Below are 17,873 nucleotides of genomic sequence, written 5' to 3' on the forward strand. Positions count from 1 at the left end.
CTTTAACTTCCTTAACTTCTTTAACTTCCAAAATTAATAAAGAAAATATGACCGCAAAAGAAACCATACAACAGGGTAAGGCCATTCTCGGTATCGAGTTTGGATCTACACGTATAAAGGCCGTTCTCATCGACCAGGAGAACAAGCCTATAGCACAAGGTAGCCACGAGTGGGAAAACCAGCTCGTTGACGGACTGTGGACCTATAGCGTAGAGGCTATATGGTACGGATTGCAGGATTGCTACGCCGAACTTCGCAAGGACGTTCTTGCAAAGTATGACTGCGAGATTGAGATCCTCGCCGCCATCGGCTTCTCGGCCATGATGCATGGCTATATGGCATTCGACAAGCAGCAGAACATTCTCGTGCCTTTCCGCACATGGCGTAATACCAACACTGCAAAGGCTGCTGCAGAACTGTCTGAGCTGTTCGTATATAACATCCCTCTCCGTTGGAGCATATCACATCTTTATCAGTGCATACTCGACAACGAGGAGCACGTTGCCAACATCGACTTCTTCACCACACTCGCCGGTTATATACACTGGCAGGTGACTGGCGAAAAGGTGCTCGGCATCGGCGATGCATCAGGTATGCTGCCTATCGACCCACAGACACGCGACTACTCTGCTGAGATGGTCGCAAAGTTTGACAAGCTCGTTGAGCCAAAGGGATTCGGATGGAAACTTATCGACATTCTGCCAAAGGTGAAACTGGCTGGAGAGAATGCAGGATTCCTCACCGAAGAAGGTGCAAAGCGTCTCGACATCTCCGGACACCTTAAACCAGGCATCCCCGTATGTCCTCCAGAGGGCGACGCCGGCACTGGCATGGTGGCTACCAACGCCGTAAAGCAGCGCACGGGTAATGTCTCTGCAGGTACATCGTCATTTTCGATGATCGTGCTTGAGAAAGACCTCACCAAGCCTTACGAGATGATCGACATGGTGACAACACCTGACGGCTCTCTCGTGGCAATGGTACACTGCAACAACTGTACCAGCGACCTCAACGCATGGGTAAACCTCTTTAAGGAATATCAGCAACTGCTTGGCGTTCCGGTAGATATGAACGAAGTGTTCGGTAAGCTCTACAACAATGCACTCACTGGTGACGCTGATTGTGGCGGACTCATCGCCTATAACTATATCTCCGGCGAACCGGTGACAGGTCTGGCAGAAGGACGCCCAATGTTCGTACGCTCAGCCAACGATAAGTTCAACCTCGCCAACTTCATGCGCGCCAACCTCTATGCTTCGGTAGGTGTATTGAAGATAGGTAACGACATCCTCTTCAACGAGGAGCATGTCAAGGTTGACCGTATCACAGGTCACGGCGGATTGTTCAAGACCAAGGGAGTAGGTCAGCGTGTGTTAGCAGCAGCCATCAACTCGCCAATATCTGTCATGGAGACAGCAGGCGAGGGTGGTGCATGGGGTATCGCACTGCTCGGCTCGTATCTCGTGAATAATCCGGAGGCAAAGACTCTCGCCGGATGGCTTGAGGACTGCGTCTTCGCTGGCAACACAGGCGAGGAGATATCTCCTACTGCCGAGGATGTGGCTGGATTCAACAAGTGGATCGAGAACTACAAGCGTGGTCTTGCCATCGAACAGGCCGCGGTGGAGAATAAGAATTGAACAATTGAACGATTGAAATATTGACCTAATCGCAGATTAGTTCTTTTGAACATTATGAAAAGAATATTCACAGCTATCACCATAGCCGCCTTCTCAATGGCGGCTATGGCTGACAACGCCAAGGTTACAGTGCATGTAAACCAGGGCACACAGAAAATCCATAAGGAGATTTATGGACAGTTTGCTGAACACCTTGGTTCTTGCATCTACGGCGGACTTTGGGTAGGCGAAAACTCTCAGATACCAAACATCAACGGCTATCGCAAGGATGTGTTCGAGGCTCTGAAAGCCCTCCAGATTCCTGTACTGAGATGGCCAGGAGGATGCTTTGCCGACGAGTATCACTGGATGGACGGCATCGGCCCGAAAGATAAACGCCCCAAGATGCAAAACAACAACTGGGGAGGCACCATCGAAGACAACTCTTTCGGTACTCATGAGTTCCTCAACCTCTGTGAGATGCTCGGCTGCGAACCGTATATCAGCGGTAACGTGGGCAGCGGAACGGTAGAAGAGTTGGCCAAGTGGGTTGAGTATATGACCAGCGACGGCGACACGCCAATGGCGAAGCTGCGCCGTCAGAACGGACGCGACAAGGCATGGAAGGTGAAGTTCCTAGGAGTAGGTAACGAGAGCTGGGGATGCGGTGGCAATATGCGTCCGGAATATTATTCCGACCTCTACCGTCGCTACTCTGTCTATTGCCGTAACTACGACGGAAACAAGCTCTACAAGATTGCCAGCGGCGCCAGCGACTACGACTGGAACTGGACTGAAGTGCTCATGGACCGCATCGGCAACCGTATGGATGGTGTTTCGCTTCACTACTATACTTGCGCCGGATGGACTGGAAGCAAAGGCTCTGCAACAAAATTTTCTGAAGACGACTATTACTGGACCATCGGCAAGTGTCTTGAGATTGAGGATATCGTGAGAAAGCATGCCGACATCATGGACCGCAAGGACCCAAAGAAGCAGATAGGACTGCTCGTCGATGAGTGGGGCACATGGTGGGATGAGGAGCCCGGCACCATCAGTGGACACCTCTATCAGCAGAATGCCATGCGCGACGCTTTAGTTGCTGCCCTCTCGCTCAACGTGTTCCATCGTCACTGCGACCGCGTGCGCATGGCAAACATCGCACAGGTGGTCAACGTGCTCCAGTCGATGATTCTCACCGACCAGAAGGGTACAGGCCATATGGTGCTCACTCCTACCTATCACGTCTTCGAGATGTACAAGGGATTCCAGGAGGCTACATACCTGCCACTCGACGTGGAGAGCACTTCCAAGAGAGTGCGTGGCGACAGCCATGCCAAGGAAGGCAGAAAGGTGGAGATGCTCCATTCGTCGGCTGCAAAGAAGGCTGACGGCAGCATCATCCTCTCGCTGTCAAATGTAAGCCTCACCGAACCGCAGGAGGTGGAGATAAGCCTTGAGGGAGCTCAGGCAAAGACCGTCAGCGGCCGCATCCTCACATGCAAGGATGTAGCTGAATACAACGACTTTGACCATCCAGACCGTGTGAAGCCTGTTGACTTCAAGGATGCCAAACTGAAGAAGGGCATACTTTCAGTCAAGGTGCCAGCACGCTCTATCGTTGTGCTCGACGTTAAATAATTATGTTTATTTGAACCAAATAATAATTCACAACATTAAACTATTTGTAAAAATATGAATGACAAGAATTTAATGAACAAGGCAGCGGATAATATCCGTATCCTTGCTGCCTCAGCTGTAGAAAAAGCTAAGAGTGGTCACCCTGGTGGCGCCATGGGTGGTGCAGACTTTATCAACGTGCTCTATAGCGAGTACTTGAAGTACGACCCACAGAATCCAGGTTGGGTAGGTCGTGACCGTTTCTTCCTTGACCCAGGCCACATGGCTCCAATGCTCTATTCGCAGCTCACACTTATAGGCAAGTTCACTCTCGACGAGCTTGCACAACTCCGTCAGTGGGGTTCGCCTACTACAGGTCACCCTGAGTTTGAGATTGCACGTGGTATAGAGAACACTTCTGGCCCTCTCGGTCAGGGCCATGTCTTTGCCGTTGGTGCCGCCATTGCAGCAAAGTTCCTTGCTGCTCATACAGGCAACCCTACTTTCGATAAGGAAACCATCTACGCATATATCTCTGACGGTGGTATCCAGGAGGAGATCTCTCAGGGTGCAGCTCGCGTGGCTTCTGTGCTCGGACTCGACAACCTCATCATGTTCTACGACTGCAACGACATCCAGCTCTCTACCGAGACTAAGGAAGTGATGAACGAGGACACTGCAGCCAAGTATCGTGCTCTGGGCTGGGAAGTGTTCGAAATCAACGGAAATGATGTTGACCAGATTCGCGAGGCTCTCGACAAGGCAAAGAAGGTAGAAGGCAAGCCAACCCTCATCATAGGTAAGTGTATCATGGGTAAGGGTGCCTTGAAGGCTGACGGCTCTTCTTACGAGGCTAACTGCAAGACCCACGGTGCTCCTCTTGGCGGCGACGCTTATGTCAACACTGTTAAGAATCTCGGTGGCGACCCAGAGAACCCATTCCAGATCTTCCCAGAGGTTCAGGAACTCTACGCAAAGCGTGCTGAAGAGCTCAAGGGCATCTGCGCTGAGCGTTATGCAGAGGAGAAGGCTTGGGCCGACGCTAATCCTGAGAAGGCTGCACAGCAGGCTGAGTGGTTCAGCGGCAAGGCTCCGAAGATCGACTGGAGCAAGTGTGTTCAGAAGGACAACGACGCTACTCGTAGCGCATCAGCTGCTTGTCTGAGCGTTTTGGCACAGCAGGTACCAAACATGATCTGCGCTTCTGCCGACCTCTCTAACTCTGACAAGACCGACGGCTTCCTCAAGCAGACCAAGGCTCTCGTGAAGGGCGACTTCAGCGGTGCATTCTTCCAGGCTGGTGTAGCTGAGCTCACCATGGCTTGCTGCTGCATCGGTATGGCTCTCCACGGTGGTGTCATCCCAGCTTGCGGTACATTCTTCGTGTTCTCCGACTATATGAAACCAGCAGTGCGTATGGCAGCCCTCATGCAGTTGCCAGTGAAGTTCATCTGGACTCACGACGCATTCCGCGTAGGCGAGGACGGTCCTACACACGAGCCTGTAGAGCAGGAGGCACAGATCCGTCTCATGGAGAAGCTGAAGAACCACGCTGGCAAGAACTCTTGCCTCGTGCTCCGTCCAGCCGACGCCAAGGAGACAACAGTGGCTTGGGCTATGGCAATGGAGAATACCGACACTCCTACAGCTCTTATCTTCAGCCGTCAGAACATCAACAACCTGCCTGATGGCAACGACTACGAGCAGGCTCGCAAGGGTGGCTATGTAGTGGCTGGTTCTGACGAGAATCCTGACGTAGTGCTCGTGGCAACAGGTTCTGAGGTATCTACCCTCGTCAGTGGCGCAGAGCTGCTCCGCAAGGATGGCGTGAAGGTACGCATCGTCAGCGTTCCTTCTGAAGGTCTGTTCCGCACTCAGAGTGCCGAGTACCAGCAGAGCGTAGTGCCTGCAGGCGCAAAGGTGTTTGGTATGACCGCCGGTCTGCCAGTCAACCTCCAGGGCTTCCTCATCGGTGCCGCTCCAGAGTCAAAGGTTTGGGGTCTTGAGAGCTTCGGCTTCTCTGCTCCTTACAAGGTGCTCGACGAGAAACTCGGCTACACAGCAGAGAACGTTTACAATCAGGTAAAGGCAATGTTGTAATATGGAAGTAAAGACAGTAGGAGTAGCTTGCGACCACGCAGGTTTTGCTTTAAAGAAATATGTGCTCCAGTACCTTGAAGAGCATGGTTATGCCTACAAGGACTTTGGAACATACAGCGACCTAAGCTGCGATTATCCCGACTTCGGCCATGCCTTGGGCGAAGCTATCGAGAGCGGCGAGGTTTATCCTGGCATTGCCGTTTGCGGTAGTGGCGAGGGTATCAGCATCACGCTCAACAAACATCAGGGTGTACGCGCCGGACTCGCTTGGATTCCAGAGATAGCTCATCTCTGCCGTCAGCACAACGATGCCAACGTACTGGTAATGCCAGGCCGTTTCATCGACAATAAGACAGCTGGAGCAATCATGGACGAGTTCTTCAAGACCACGTTTGAGGGCGGTCGTCATCAGCGTCGTGTTGAGAAGATACCAGTAAGCAACTAACCACTTGCTTTCCCTTACACAACTCCCCCGTTCCTAATAAGGTTCGGGGGATTTTTTTATTTCACAACAATCTCTTTGTTTCGTTATGTTGTGGTGGTCAACCCTCAGAGGTGACAAGGAACGCATCTTCGACGTAAGGACGGCAAGGCTCTATCAACTGAACATCTACACGCACAACAAATCATATCAGAACCCTTTCGCGCTCACTGACGGCTGAAAATCCGAATGTGAGGGTTAACGACAGCATAAAGCCCCTGTTTTGATTAATTTCGCAGAAAAGTACAATATTCACTGCTATTTTTTGTCATTGCTTACCAAGTTCCAGATTATGCCGCCTTGCTGTCCGCAGACATAGTCAGTCACAGGCATTCCCAGATGGTAAAGGTTGTTAAGGTAGAGCTCTTGTTTGTCCACAAACTGACTACATTGAAATGTATCGTTTTTTGAAAGCTTGCTGTTCACAGACTCCACTACCCTGAAAGTTGATTGTCCCTGATACTCCACGGTGACCACTCTGTCAGGTTTCCATACCAGCTTCACCAGGTCGCCAAATACGAGTGCTTCGCTCATCAACTTACGTTTAATTATACGAAAGCTCACGTTAGAATCATTCATACCCCCTTTCACGAAATTGTCCCAACTGGCATATCCCACCATTTGTGCCAATGTGTCTAAAGTAAACTTGCTCTGTTTGCATTCCGTGTCCACATATCCCCATACTCTCTTAAGGGTGCTTGCCGATAGCGATTCACCGGTAAAACCCTCCACTTGTTTCGACAAAAAGTTGAAGTCTCGTGGTGTTTTAATACTTTTTCCCACCACAATTTCCACTTTTTCTTTTAGTCGTTGTATGTCTTCGTCTCGATATTCCATTTATTTTATTTGTTACTTCAGAGAAATCCGCTGCAAAGTTATTAATTTTTTTCCTCTTATTCACGTTCTTCCCAAATTATTTTCACAAAGATATGCTATTTTGGCGTTTTAAGTAGTCTTACACCGACTTTGGTATAGAGTCACAGCGGAGGCAGAGTGGAGGCAGAGCCTACTTATGGTTGGGTTTTGAGGGCGTTTTTTCACAGTTTTTGTGTTGAAACATGGGTGTTTTTCCTTCCTTGTCTGATATGAATCCAGTAATAAAGCCCGTCTTCCTCCACTATTTCCCTCTATCTTGTCCAGTAGTGGTAAATAAATGGTTTTGTCTATAAATTTTACTTTTTTCATTTCCCGCTCTGTGAATCACAGGGAGTGAATCACAGGGACAAGTTCATCGACCCGAAAGAGTGAACCGATGTACCTGACCCAATGCCCGATTTCTATATATTTGAAAAAACAATGCTTTTAAAGCTAAAAAATTGCGTATTTCAGAAAAATAATGTATTTTTGCAGCAAAATTCAATTAAAAACGCAATTTATTATTTCGTATATGGTGATAGATAGTGTTGAAATTGGTGGCTTTGCCAATATCCATGACGTGAAGGTGGTGCTGAATGATGTCACAGCCTTAATTGCTCCTAACGGGAGAACATGATGCACGAGCAAAGCCGCAAGGCGTCGAATGTCCAAAATGTGGCGCGCATGCAAATCCAGAAGACGGATTCTGCATGGAGTGTGGAGCTAAATTATAATATGGTGGTATGAGTGTTAATTATATTGCAAAAATGGTCTTGGAGAGACCGTAATAGATTGTTTTGAATCGATGAAATCAAATGAAATCAGTTTATACAAAGTATCCAGTAAAGGTAAGTATGGCTATATAGACAAGACTGGCCGTTTAGTTATCCTTTGCAAGTATGATCTTGCCTTTAATTTCCACGATGGTTTGGCTTTAGTTATAAAGTCTCGTAAATGCGGCTATATAGACAAGACTGGTCGTGAAGTGGCACCATTTATATATGACGACAAAATTGGTTCTTCTGCAATTTAGTTTAAGAACACATGTTCAAGTATGAGTTTATTCTTCGACAGATTGATACGTCGATTATTATTACTATTGCGCAAAAATTAACATATTCGCACAATGGAAGGAATAAGAAAGCATCATCGTTCAGTTGTCAACTGAATACCCTATTCAGTTGACAACTGATTGCCCTATTCAGTTGACGACTGATTACCCTATTCAGTTGACGACTGATTACCCTATTCAGTTGACGACTGATTACCCTATTCAGTTGACGACTGATTACCCTATTCAGTTAGCAACTGATTACCCTATTCAGTTAGCAACTGATTACCTGACTTATACTGGAACATGTGTTCTTAAACTAAATTGCAGAAGAACCACAAAATTTGGTAATAGTATCATCACCTTCATCAAAAAGCCATCCTGACCTCAATGGGGTTGGGATGGCTTTTGTTCGTCTTTTCTGGACAGCTCGCTTTGCAACAATAGAAAGATGTTAAAAAATATTATTTTTAATACCTTTTCATTGAAATTTTTGTTATGAATGTCTATGTTAATATAGTGCCCTAAGCAGTGATTGGGCAATGGCATTATGGCGAAGAATGTTAGCGAGAAATCTGTTGAATAGACATTTTTAACATGAAATAACGCTAAATATTCCCTATAATTAACATTTATGTGATACTTGAATCAATTTGAACCAAATCGATTTAGAAAATAATTCATAAATTTGCCCGCGAATCTGCGAATTGCTGTTTCAGCATCGCATGTATAAAAGGCAATAACAATAATAAAAACAATAATTATGAAGGTAAAATTTACTATTTTGATTCTCTTGTCCCTTTTGTGCAATTCCATATACGCACAACTTTCAGAGAGGGATATTACAAACCTTGTAAACCGGACTAAGGATGATTATTCTCGAACAGGCATGCTTGGACCGAAGACTTACAAGACCAATTCCGGATACCGTGTTTTGGTATTGGTGGTTAATACGGGAAAAACAAACCACAATGGCAAAATGCTGGCAGAACGAGAGGCTATAGAATATTTAAGAGGTGCAGAGCAGGAAGCGAAATCTGTATTAGATATTAATAGTGACATGTCGTCTTCAAAGGAAAAATTGTCGGAAGAGATTATTCAGACTTCAAAAGGTCAAGTGAAGAACATCGAAACACTTTGCAAGATAAATGAAGAGGTCATAGCGTATTACCTTGTGATATCTAAGACAAATGCAAATAAAGGATTGGCTGGATTAATGTCGATGGTTGTACCTGGTGCAGGTCAATTCTATAAAGGTTCAACAGCTAAAGGAGCAGTCTTTCTTGGATTGACAACTGCTGCTGCGGCTGGAGTCATCATTTGTGAGTCAACCCGTAGCCAATATAATGACAAATATAATAATGTCAACAACAACTTGCCGATGTATTCTTCTGAAGATGCAAATGCCTTGCTAAAGGAGTATAGCGACAAGAAGAAATCGTGGCGAACAGGTACATACATATGTATTGGAGCCGCAGGAGTGGTATATTTATGGAATGTGTTTGACGCATTCATATCCGAGGGCGCCCAGCGTCCAGTTTACAAGAAAGGTGGCAGAAGTCTTACTATTGCCCCAAAAGCGGGTATAGATAATTTCGGTGTTTCATTAGCATACAAATTCTAAAAACTAACATTATTAATATGAATATGAAGTACATAAACATTAAAAGCATTTTGGCGTTTCTGATAACTCTTGTTACATTGACATTCGTGTCATGTGCCAAGGATTCTGATATTGAGGGAAATGTAAGTGTAACTGGAAGCATAAGCGGTGTTGTAAAAGACAATACCGATGGACACTTGTTGGCAAACGTTAATGTAAGCATAACTCCCGATAATCAGTCGAAGATAACAGGTGACGATGGAGCTTTCAGTTTTAAGAGTCTAAAGTCGGGCTCTTATACTCTTACTTTCTCAAAAACGGGATATGAGGATATCTCAAGGACTGTTGAAGTGAAAACCGGACAGACTGTTGATGCTTCCACTATGATGAAATCGAAGGGTGCATTTTCTCTATCTTCCAATACCTTGAATTTTGGTGACCTCAACAGCACGATGACGTTTATCATTTCAAACAATAGCGATACACAGACCACATTCTCTATAGGCAATGTTCCTGCATGGGCTTCATTCAGTACAACAAGCGGGACGATAAAAGCAGAAGGAACTACTACTGTATCGGTTGTCGTAAATAGGGATGCTGTGGAATATGGTGATTATACTCATAATGTTGTTATCTCATACAAAGGTAAGTCAGAAGGCGATGTGGTGCTGACATTAAGCATGTCGAAGGTGAAGCAGACCACTCCGAAGGTGTCAATTGCTGCCACTGCTACAGACGTAACGCAGAATAGCTTCAATATCGGTGGAAGCCTGATTGGGACTGGTGGGTCTGCCATTACGGCATACGGCCACTGTTGGAGCTTATCTCACAATCCTACAGTGAATGACACAAAGTCAGACAATGGAGGAACTCAGGCTATTTGCGAATTCTCGTCTGCTGTAACCAACCTTGCAGTGGGCACTACATATTATGTAAGAGCTTATGCCACCAATGCCCTTGGTACATCATATAGTGACGAGGTGGCAGTAACTACCCAGGATGTAGCCAGCAATAAGTGGGACGGAAACATTGCTTCGGCATTCGAAGGTGGTAGCGGAACGGCTGCCGACCCCTATCAGATAACGACTGGAGGTCAGCTTCTGCTGATAAAGGATTATTATGACAAGAACTTTGTGCTTGCCGCCAATATCGATCTGGATAATAAGAATTGGTTGCCAATTCCAGATTTCACAGGAACGTTGGATGGCGCAGGATATACAATAAGAAACCTGCAGGTTAGTCGTACAGACGATGGACAGGGATTGTTTGCTAATATTAGTGGTAATGCTGTAGTAAAGAATCTCAATATAAAAGGTGTTTATATTAAGGCAGGAAGCAATGATTACATTGGTGCCTTGGCCGGAGTAATAAATGGCAAATCTATTTTGATTGAAAATATAAATGTCATATTGACCGAAAATTCTCTTATCTTGGGAAATGATGCCGTAGGCGGTATTGTAGGTGAAACTTGGAGTGGATATGGTAAATTAGTAAGTTTAACCAATTGTCATGTTGAGTCAGTATCAACGGATTATACCATAAAAGGCAACAGCGCAGTTGGAGGAATCCTTGGTCATGCCAGAAATTCAGACTTAGCTACTCAAAAAATTGAAAAATCAACGGCTAAGGTGTCCGTGTATGGTGGTGACTATACGGGTGGAATTTTGGGCAATATGTCCGGATATGGTGCTATTTCATTCCAAATTTCGTCTTGTGGCTTTGACGGCAAAGTCTCTGGTGGCAATTGTGTTGGAGGAATTGCTGGACATTGTTTACAAATTGTAGCATGTAAGGTTGATGCAGAGATTAGCGGAAAAGATCTCGTTGGTGGTATTTGCGGAGATATTTATAAAGATTTGGTAGCATGTTATTCTACAGGTTCATTGACTTGTTCGTCCTCTAAAGTTTCTGGTATGGCAGGAAATCATGGCAAATCCGTATTGTCATACACCACAATGAGCCAAGGATTGTCTTCAGACTGTAAGGATTGTGCTACAACCGCATCTAATGGTTCTGGAAGTAACACGGCTACAAACTGTACAAACATCACCGAGCATCTGAAGAGTTGTTATTCTGAATATGCTACTTATTGGGATTTCAACAATACTTGGACTTGGTCGGGCAAGGTAAATGGCAAAACAACAAATGTCTCTTGTCCAAGGTTGGCATGGGAAAAGTAAAAAAGCAAATTAATTATTAACATAAAAAGATATTAATTATGAAGAATTTAAAAAGAATATTGGTAGTCCTTGCAGTTATTGTTTCTGCAGGCAACGTTATGGCTCAGTCAAAAAAGGAGTTAGAACTTGAGAATGAAAATCTTAGATTGCAGCTTGAACTGATGAAGATGAAAGCTAATCAATCTAATAATGCTCAGCAACAGCAGTCTATTCAACAACCCGAAAATGCGTCGATAGATGGCCGTATAGTTCAAAAACTATCAAGACTTCAAGAACTTCAATTTAAAGATCCGAGGAAACTGAGAGCAGTTGGTGAAAGTTCTGACGAGGATGCTCAGGATGCAAGAAATTTCGCCGAACTTGAAGCAAGAGCCCAGCTTCAACGTACCATTGAGAATATGATTAAGGATGCATTAGATAGATATTCAAGAAAAACTCAAATGAATGGCGCAAAGAACAAACAATCAAAGAAAGAGCAAATTACTACATTGGTTTCAAAAAGAATTAATAATGGATGTAAGATTATTGATTATGAAAAATATTATAATCCATCAACAGAAGAATATACTTATGAAGTTCTTGTAGAATATGACAAACAGGGGGTCATCGGATTAATAGAAGAGCAGGATCAGACAATAATGCGCAATCGTGCCGAATTTGCGAAAACTATGCAAGAAGTTTTTGATGAGTATGAAATGGAGAAAACAGGCTCTACATACTCTATGCGTAAGGCAGCTGCGGAAAATGCTATGCAGCAAGATAATCTTGATCGACAGGCAAACCGGGATGCTCGGGTTCGTCAACAGGAGGCTGACAATGCTTACAGGAAGATGGAGTCGCAACAAAATTACAAGCTCAAGAGTCAGCAGCAACTAAATAATGTAGTTAAGGATCTTCAAGAGAAGAATATTGACTATGAGATAATAAATGGCACAAACAATAATAGATAATGATGAGAGGGTTATATAAACTGCTGGTGGCATTCGCAATGTTTGCCATCAGCACTGCAACTTACGCGCAACTATCCGACGGGGAAATGTTGGAGTTAATGAGTAAAGCTAAGTCTCATTATGAACTATCAACAATCGCAGAACCTAGAATATTCAAGTTGAATAAATACTACGTCTTGGTGGATTATGAGACTATGCGTTCTTCCATGAATAAAACAGCACAGGAACGTGCTGCAAAAATAAAAGCAACACGTTCTATTGGTGAGTTTCTTAATGGTGCAAAAAACAAGTCACTGACTGTTTATGATGATGAGAATGACAGAACTACAGAAAAGGAAAGCAGAAAGACAGCTAACCATGGTATGGATGATGATTTAGTTGAATCAGAACTTTCTTCTTCTTCGAGTTCATATAATTCATCCTTTACAACAGAGAAGTTTAGTGACAAGATAATACAGGAGGCCAAGTCAAAAGTAGAAAGAATTCAGTCGCTAATGAAGTTCAAAGGTCCAGAAGGAGAAACGGTATATTGCTATTTCCTGATGTTGTCTAAATCAAAGGCAAAGAAGAAATACTGACAATGCATCTTCTTTGCATATATTACAATACACAATATTTCAAGAGTAGTTAATAAGGACGGTTCATTGACTGATTTCGAAATTACGAAGAGTATAGATCCATCTCTTGACAAGGGGGCTATAAGGGTTGTGAAATCTATGCCAAAATGGAATCTGGGAAGAAGGATGGGCAATTTGTAAATGTAAAAATTTGCAGTGCCTGTAACTTTCAGACTAAAATAGTTTCTATATAAAATACCACCGAATAAAAATTGTTTGATTATGAATATCGAAGAAGAAATAGCCAGACAGAACAGAGAAATCGAAAAAAAATTGGCAGAGATGACGGAATCCATCAACGCCCAGATGAAACGTATGATGGAAGCAACAGATCCTTTAAACTTTCTGAGGACGAAGAAAGAGAAACCGAAAGACAACGAGCCCGAAGAAATAGTTAACGGACAAATAAAATGGGATGATATCGAAGATTGGAACTGTACCTTCGTGTATGAATACGAGAGGAAGGGCAAGACTGTGAGTCGGAGGGTTGACCTAATAAACACTGATGAACTTTTCCTTGCATTGAACGACGTGCCTCTGTCGGAAGAACAAGAGCCGAAGGATTATAAAAAGATTGACATTGAATTGAAGGATACTCTGCTCAAGGGATGTGTTGACATCGACGATGTGGGAGTAGTGATAGCCAAAATGATAATCAAGGACAACGACGAGGTTGTGCTGATGAGCATATACAACAGAAATTGTTATGACGAAGAGTATGGAGTGTATAGTGCACAAGTGGAACTGGATAAGGACTTGGACTATCTTATACCCAAAGACGAAGATTGTGATTGTACTCTCACACTCACTGCCGACATGGGCAGACCGGTGATGTGGGCAATATTTGTTGAGATATATAATCCTGACAAAGTGAAACAGTTTATAGAGGACGAGGATACATACGAGTTGTTTGAAATCGTTAGGCATTACGACTACGAGGACTGTTATTTGTTCAATATCTGGGGTGACGAGGATGAAGAACGCATAAATTATAAGTTGGAGGACAGTAAAGGTCTGGAAATCGTCAGTGGTGATATTTGTATAAGAGAAAACAACGTGTTTGACTATGGCAAGGAAAAAAACTATATTGTCGATAAAAATAATCATCCTAAATATGTGATGGTGTTTACCGACCTGCTTATTGATTTTTCGGCAACCTTTAAGGTGCCTTCATGGTTTATCATGCAAAGTTGCCACTTTGCAGATGCCAACCCTTCTAATGTGATGTATCCAATGGCTTTTGGCGACACCATCTCTTCCATCTCAAGCACGATATGCTGCAATGGAAAGAGATACCATGCGGTGGAAACTAATGAACATGGCAGGAAGAAATTTATGAACTGCTATCTATATGAGTATAACAAGAAGAGAGAATATTATAAAATGATAGCTTCATTATGTTGAGGTGGAATTGAATTTATATTTTATCATTGAATATATATATGGTCCTATTTATTTGACAAACAAAGATTAAAAAATTATCAATATGGAATTGTTTAGAGTAAAAGATAATAACAAGTATGGTTTTGTCGATAAAGATGGTAATGAGGTCGTGCCTTGTAAGTATAATAAAGCAAACGACTTTTGTGAAGGAATGGCAAGAGTGCGTCACCATGGATATTACGGATTTATTGATAAAACAGGTTCAGAAGTTATCCCATGCCAGTATGGGATTGCAAGAAACTTTAGTGATGGTTTGGCATATACAAGGAATAACGGACAGAAGTTCTACATTGACAAGGCAGGATGCAATGTAGTTGAAGCCAATTATTCTTTCTGTTTTAGTTTTAACGAGGGGCTTGCGAAAGTATGTTCCTTTCGTACTAAAGAAAAGGGCTTTATTGACAAAACAGGTCAAATGGTTATAAAATGCAACTATGATAGAGTAGAAAAATTCAGTAATGGTATGGCTCGCGTTGAGTTAAACCGTAAATGGGGATTTATTGACAATACAGGAGCAGAGGTCATTCCTTGCAAATATGATTGGGCAGAGGATTTCAGCGAAGGTTTGTCTCTTGTGCAATTAGGCGGAAGTTATGGATATATTGACAATAAAGGTAATTTGGTAGTGCCTTTTAAGTATGAAACAGCAGACGATTTCAGCGAAGGCTTGGCTCCTGTTAAGTCGAATGGCAAATGGGGGTATATTGACACTACTGGTCGTGAGGTTATCCCATGCATATATGATCATGCAGAAAAATTCAAGAATGGCTTGGCTGCAGTTGGAAATGGTAAAGGATCTGCTCAACAATGGGGCTACATTGATAAATCGGGTAGTGTGAAAATTCCAATGAAATATCAAATGATACTTGATTCGGAGTCGGATTTTGAATAAATGTATAAAGAGACAGCCGAATCGCTTGAAAGGACGTAGGCATTTTCTTTATAAAGAACTGGTTATGCATATTCTGTTGTGTTATTCTAAAACCACGGCACTGGATGTGAAGATATGGATTCACATGATGGCTGGGGAACATCAGCTTGAAGTAAAGGAGGTGGCATGTGAGAGTGAGGAGTTTGAAAAGGTGCTGAGTGATGAGGCGGCTGATGAGTCGCTGGCGGCTATCGTCGGGATGGACAATGCGGGAAAGGCTGTGTTGCAGGTGCATGATGTGCCGAAATTACTGATTAATCCTGTGTTGTCGTTCAGCAGTGAAGAGGAAGAGAAACGGATGTTGGGCTCCGCCACACGCTTCGATCGAGACAACACGTGGGGCATATTCAACTGCGAAGGCGACAATGAGATGTATTACGAGAAGATGCATTCGTATAGCACTAACCTCGCTCTGCAATTCGGCAACCATTTTAATACGGCAAATGCCGAACTGATTGCTGCAGGATTTTTCTCCGACATCGAATTCTCTAAATAGATAAGATTGAAAAGAATGAGCATATTTAAAAAGGTAATTTTTAATAAATCCCTTGGATTGGCAAAAAAGGCTCATAATGCCACCAAGAGGGAAATGTGGCTTTCGTTGAAGATTTTGTTCTGCATCACGTTTGTGTTGTGGTGGGTATTTTACCACTACGAGCATAAGGCGCAACCGGAGGTGTTTGGCAATTGCTGGCAGGCGTTGGCATGGACTGTAACAAGATATCTCGACAATTTGGATGGTGTGGTAGATAAATATCCCGTCACCATCATCGGAAAGATTGTGGCAGTGATGCTCAGTATTGTGGCTATTGGCATTGTGGCCATACCTGCTGGTCTCATCGGTTCGGGACTTACGGAAGCCATAAACGAGGAGAAAAAGGAAAACCATCTGAAGGAATTACTCAATCGACTTAAAAAATCGTTTAGGCGCAAGCAATGCAGATACACGAAATATCGTACGGTGCCGCAATTGGTGTCGATTGTTGACATTCAGGCAAAACAATGTATTGACACAAACGACATCATTGAAGCGGTAAAGGAATCCAAGGACTTTCGCCTGCGTAATCTCGCCACTGCACAACCTTTAGGTAGCGTGGTAAACGACCGCCTTGTGGTGGAACACTTCCCTATAAACACTCCTTACGGATGTAAGGTTGACCGTGGGTCAAACGTCACTATCGTCTCTACTTCAAGTGTTAGTGAGGCTGGCATAGGCAATTTCTCATGGTATCTCGCGCTTTATGGAGGGTTTAACTATGTGAGCAAGGAGGTGGAGGTGAATCCCGACGAGCCGTTCAGCTACTATAACATTGCTGATGAGAATGGCGACCCGAACATAGCCTCATTCCTTGGTGACATAAAAGCTATGCAGAGAAGTGGGAAAAACTGGGTGGTGATGCTGCTGTCAGCAAGTGGAGCCGAAGAGCCTACCTATCCTTCACAACTGCATTGGATACATGGTGCAAAGCGTGGTGACAGTGGCTTTGCAGATCCGAACATCACTGTGCGTGATACTGTTGCATACGACAATCTATATAAGGCGTGCGAAACGATGGCGCAAGAGAAATTCGGATATAAGAGCGACCGTCAGGAGTATCATTCCGGTTCGGGCAAGATGAACATCGGACGTCATGTTGACGGAGGAAAGGGTGAGGTGAACGCCTTCACTCTACGTATGGCGTTTGAAGTGACGGTATGGGACGACCGCCGTATTGCCATTGCCAAAGAGATGGCCTTGCTTATGAGCCGCCATCTTGCAGGCAAGGAACTGGAGGAAAGTAATGACTGGAAGGTTAAGGGAATAGGGTATGAGATGTAATAACAAACAAGAATTTTGTGATATAAAAATATGTTGCCATTAGAACTTAAAGAATTGATTGATAAATACTGCACTGGTGTACAACCAACCGTTGGTCAGTTGGACGATATAGTAAGCGTGATATATTTTCTTCAGGCAGATGCCAAAGAGGCTATGGAATATATGCAAATAAGAATGGCGAGTACGACAAAGGAAGAGGAAAAATGAGACTGAATCACAATGAACAAAGAGATAGCCGAATCGCTTGAAAGGACGTAGGCATTCACTTAAACAACAATATATTATGCCAGCATTTATCATCACAGCCAAGTCTGACCGCTGTGGACGTAAAATCAAAAAAGGACAGACATTCCAGATAGTGACCAACTACGAGAACATCTGCACGGCTGCCATAGCCGACGGACTGGAGGCGCAACTCGGCAAATGGGCGAGGGAAGCTTCGCATATAGATTATTGGATAGTAAGGAAAATGTGATAAAAATATAATGTGATTGGCGGCGTAACCAAATAACTGTTATTTGAGAAGATCGTCTATTGTCAGGCGGCCTTGAATGGAAGACAGATGTTTGCCAGGTTTTATTCCCTCGAATCACTGGGATATTTG

The 17,873-nt window shown here is 43.9% G+C and carries 19 protein-coding genes; 18 read left to right on the forward strand and 1 reads right to left on the reverse strand.

The features are described from left to right. Positions 1-47 precede the first annotated feature (47 nt). The 5 genes from CIK99_RS09820 (at position 48) to CIK99_RS15910 (ending at position 6,001) form a co-directional block, all read left to right on the forward strand. Positions 48-1,640, forward strand: coding sequence for a xylulokinase (locus CIK99_RS09820; protein WP_094381342.1), 1,593 nt, complete (start codon positions 48-50; stop codon positions 1,638-1,640). A 54-nt stretch (positions 1,641-1,694) separates the two neighbouring features. Beyond that, positions 1,695-3,260, forward strand: coding sequence for an alpha-N-arabinofuranosidase (locus CIK99_RS09825; RefSeq protein WP_094381343.1), 1,566 nt, complete (start codon positions 1,695-1,697; stop codon positions 3,258-3,260). A gap of 54 nt (positions 3,261-3,314) precedes the next feature. Continuing rightward, positions 3,315-5,339 (forward strand): transketolase, encoded by a 2,025-nt coding sequence (locus CIK99_RS09830; RefSeq protein ID WP_094381344.1) that lies wholly within the window; start codon positions 3,315-3,317, stop codon positions 5,337-5,339. A gap of 1 nt (position 5,340) precedes the next feature. After that, positions 5,341-5,784 carry an RpiB/LacA/LacB family sugar-phosphate isomerase gene (locus CIK99_RS09835; protein WP_094381345.1) on the forward strand — a complete coding sequence of 148 codons (444 nt, stop codon included), beginning with the start codon at positions 5,341-5,343 and terminating at the stop codon, positions 5,782-5,784. Positions 5,785-5,869: 85 nt separating this feature from the next. Next, positions 5,870-6,001 carry a hypothetical protein gene (locus CIK99_RS15910; RefSeq protein WP_256387397.1) on the forward strand — a complete coding sequence of 44 codons (132 nt, stop codon included), beginning with the start codon at positions 5,870-5,872 and terminating at the stop codon, positions 5,999-6,001. A gap of 77 nt (positions 6,002-6,078) precedes the next feature. Here the strand turns inward: CIK99_RS15910 and CIK99_RS09840 are convergent, their stop codons facing one another. Next, positions 6,079-6,657, reverse strand: coding sequence for a hypothetical protein (locus tag CIK99_RS09840; RefSeq protein WP_094381346.1), 579 nt, complete (start codon positions 6,655-6,657; stop codon positions 6,079-6,081). 632 nt (positions 6,658-7,289) lie between these two features. On the opposite strand from CIK99_RS09840, the gene CIK99_RS16070 reads away from it, so the two are divergent. The 13 genes from CIK99_RS16070 to CIK99_RS09890 all read left to right on the forward strand — a co-directional run bounded on the left by CIK99_RS16070 (position 7,290) and on the right by CIK99_RS09890 (position 17,744). Continuing rightward, entirely contained in the window at positions 7,290-7,409 is a 120-nt protein-coding gene (locus CIK99_RS16070) for a zinc ribbon domain-containing protein (RefSeq protein WP_144007957.1), read from the forward strand. 71 nt (positions 7,410-7,480) lie between these two features. Further along, positions 7,481-7,708: a WG repeat-containing protein gene (locus tag CIK99_RS09845; protein ID WP_094381347.1), complete on the forward strand. Its 228-nt coding sequence runs from the start codon at positions 7,481-7,483 to the stop codon at positions 7,706-7,708. A 781-nt stretch (positions 7,709-8,489) separates the two neighbouring features. Continuing rightward, a complete protein-coding gene (locus CIK99_RS09850; RefSeq protein ID WP_144007958.1) occupies positions 8,490-9,350 on the forward strand; it encodes a DUF5683 domain-containing protein in 861 nt (286 codons plus the stop codon). A gap of 23 nt (positions 9,351-9,373) precedes the next feature. Beyond that, positions 9,374-11,509, forward strand: coding sequence for a carboxypeptidase-like regulatory domain-containing protein (locus CIK99_RS09855; protein WP_158215958.1), 2,136 nt, complete (start codon positions 9,374-9,376; stop codon positions 11,507-11,509). 38 nt (positions 11,510-11,547) lie between these two features. Continuing rightward, positions 11,548-12,459 (forward strand): hypothetical protein, encoded by a 912-nt coding sequence (locus CIK99_RS09860; protein WP_094381350.1) that lies wholly within the window; start codon positions 11,548-11,550, stop codon positions 12,457-12,459. Further along, positions 12,459-13,037, forward strand: coding sequence for a hypothetical protein (locus tag CIK99_RS09865; protein WP_094381351.1), 579 nt, complete (start codon positions 12,459-12,461; stop codon positions 13,035-13,037). Before CIK99_RS09860 ends, CIK99_RS09865 begins: the two co-directional genes overlap by 1 nt. 36 nt (positions 13,038-13,073) lie before the next feature. Then, complete coding sequence (locus CIK99_RS16075; protein ID WP_371591022.1) at positions 13,074-13,217, forward strand: energy transducer TonB; 144 nt, start codon at positions 13,074-13,076, stop codon at positions 13,215-13,217. 81 nt (positions 13,218-13,298) lie between these two features. Continuing rightward, positions 13,299-14,480, forward strand: a complete 1,182-nt coding sequence (locus CIK99_RS09870) for a hypothetical protein (RefSeq protein ID WP_094381352.1) — start codon at positions 13,299-13,301, stop codon at positions 14,478-14,480. A gap of 82 nt (positions 14,481-14,562) precedes the next feature. After that, a complete protein-coding gene (locus CIK99_RS09875; protein ID WP_094381353.1) occupies positions 14,563-15,411 on the forward strand; it encodes a WG repeat-containing protein in 849 nt (282 codons plus the stop codon). A 106-nt stretch (positions 15,412-15,517) separates the two neighbouring features. Continuing rightward, positions 15,518-15,946, forward strand: coding sequence for a hypothetical protein (locus tag CIK99_RS09880; RefSeq protein WP_144007959.1), 429 nt, complete (start codon positions 15,518-15,520; stop codon positions 15,944-15,946). Between the two features lie 15 nt (positions 15,947-15,961). Beyond that, positions 15,962-17,269, forward strand: coding sequence for a hypothetical protein (locus tag CIK99_RS09885; RefSeq protein WP_144007960.1), 1,308 nt, complete (start codon positions 15,962-15,964; stop codon positions 17,267-17,269). Between the two features lie 30 nt (positions 17,270-17,299). Next, positions 17,300-17,476 carry a hypothetical protein gene (locus tag CIK99_RS15415; protein ID WP_158215959.1) on the forward strand — a complete coding sequence of 59 codons (177 nt, stop codon included), beginning with the start codon at positions 17,300-17,302 and terminating at the stop codon, positions 17,474-17,476. Between the two features lie 76 nt (positions 17,477-17,552). Beyond that, the gene (locus CIK99_RS09890; RefSeq protein ID WP_094381356.1) at positions 17,553-17,744 is read left to right on the forward strand and encodes a hypothetical protein; all 192 of its coding nucleotides are present in this window, start codon (positions 17,553-17,555) and stop codon (positions 17,742-17,744) included. The last annotated feature ends 129 nt before the right edge of the window (positions 17,745-17,873 follow it).

Source organism: Prevotella sp. P5-92 (genome assembly GCF_002251245.1).
GTDB lineage: Bacteria > Bacteroidota > Bacteroidia > Bacteroidales > Bacteroidaceae > Prevotella.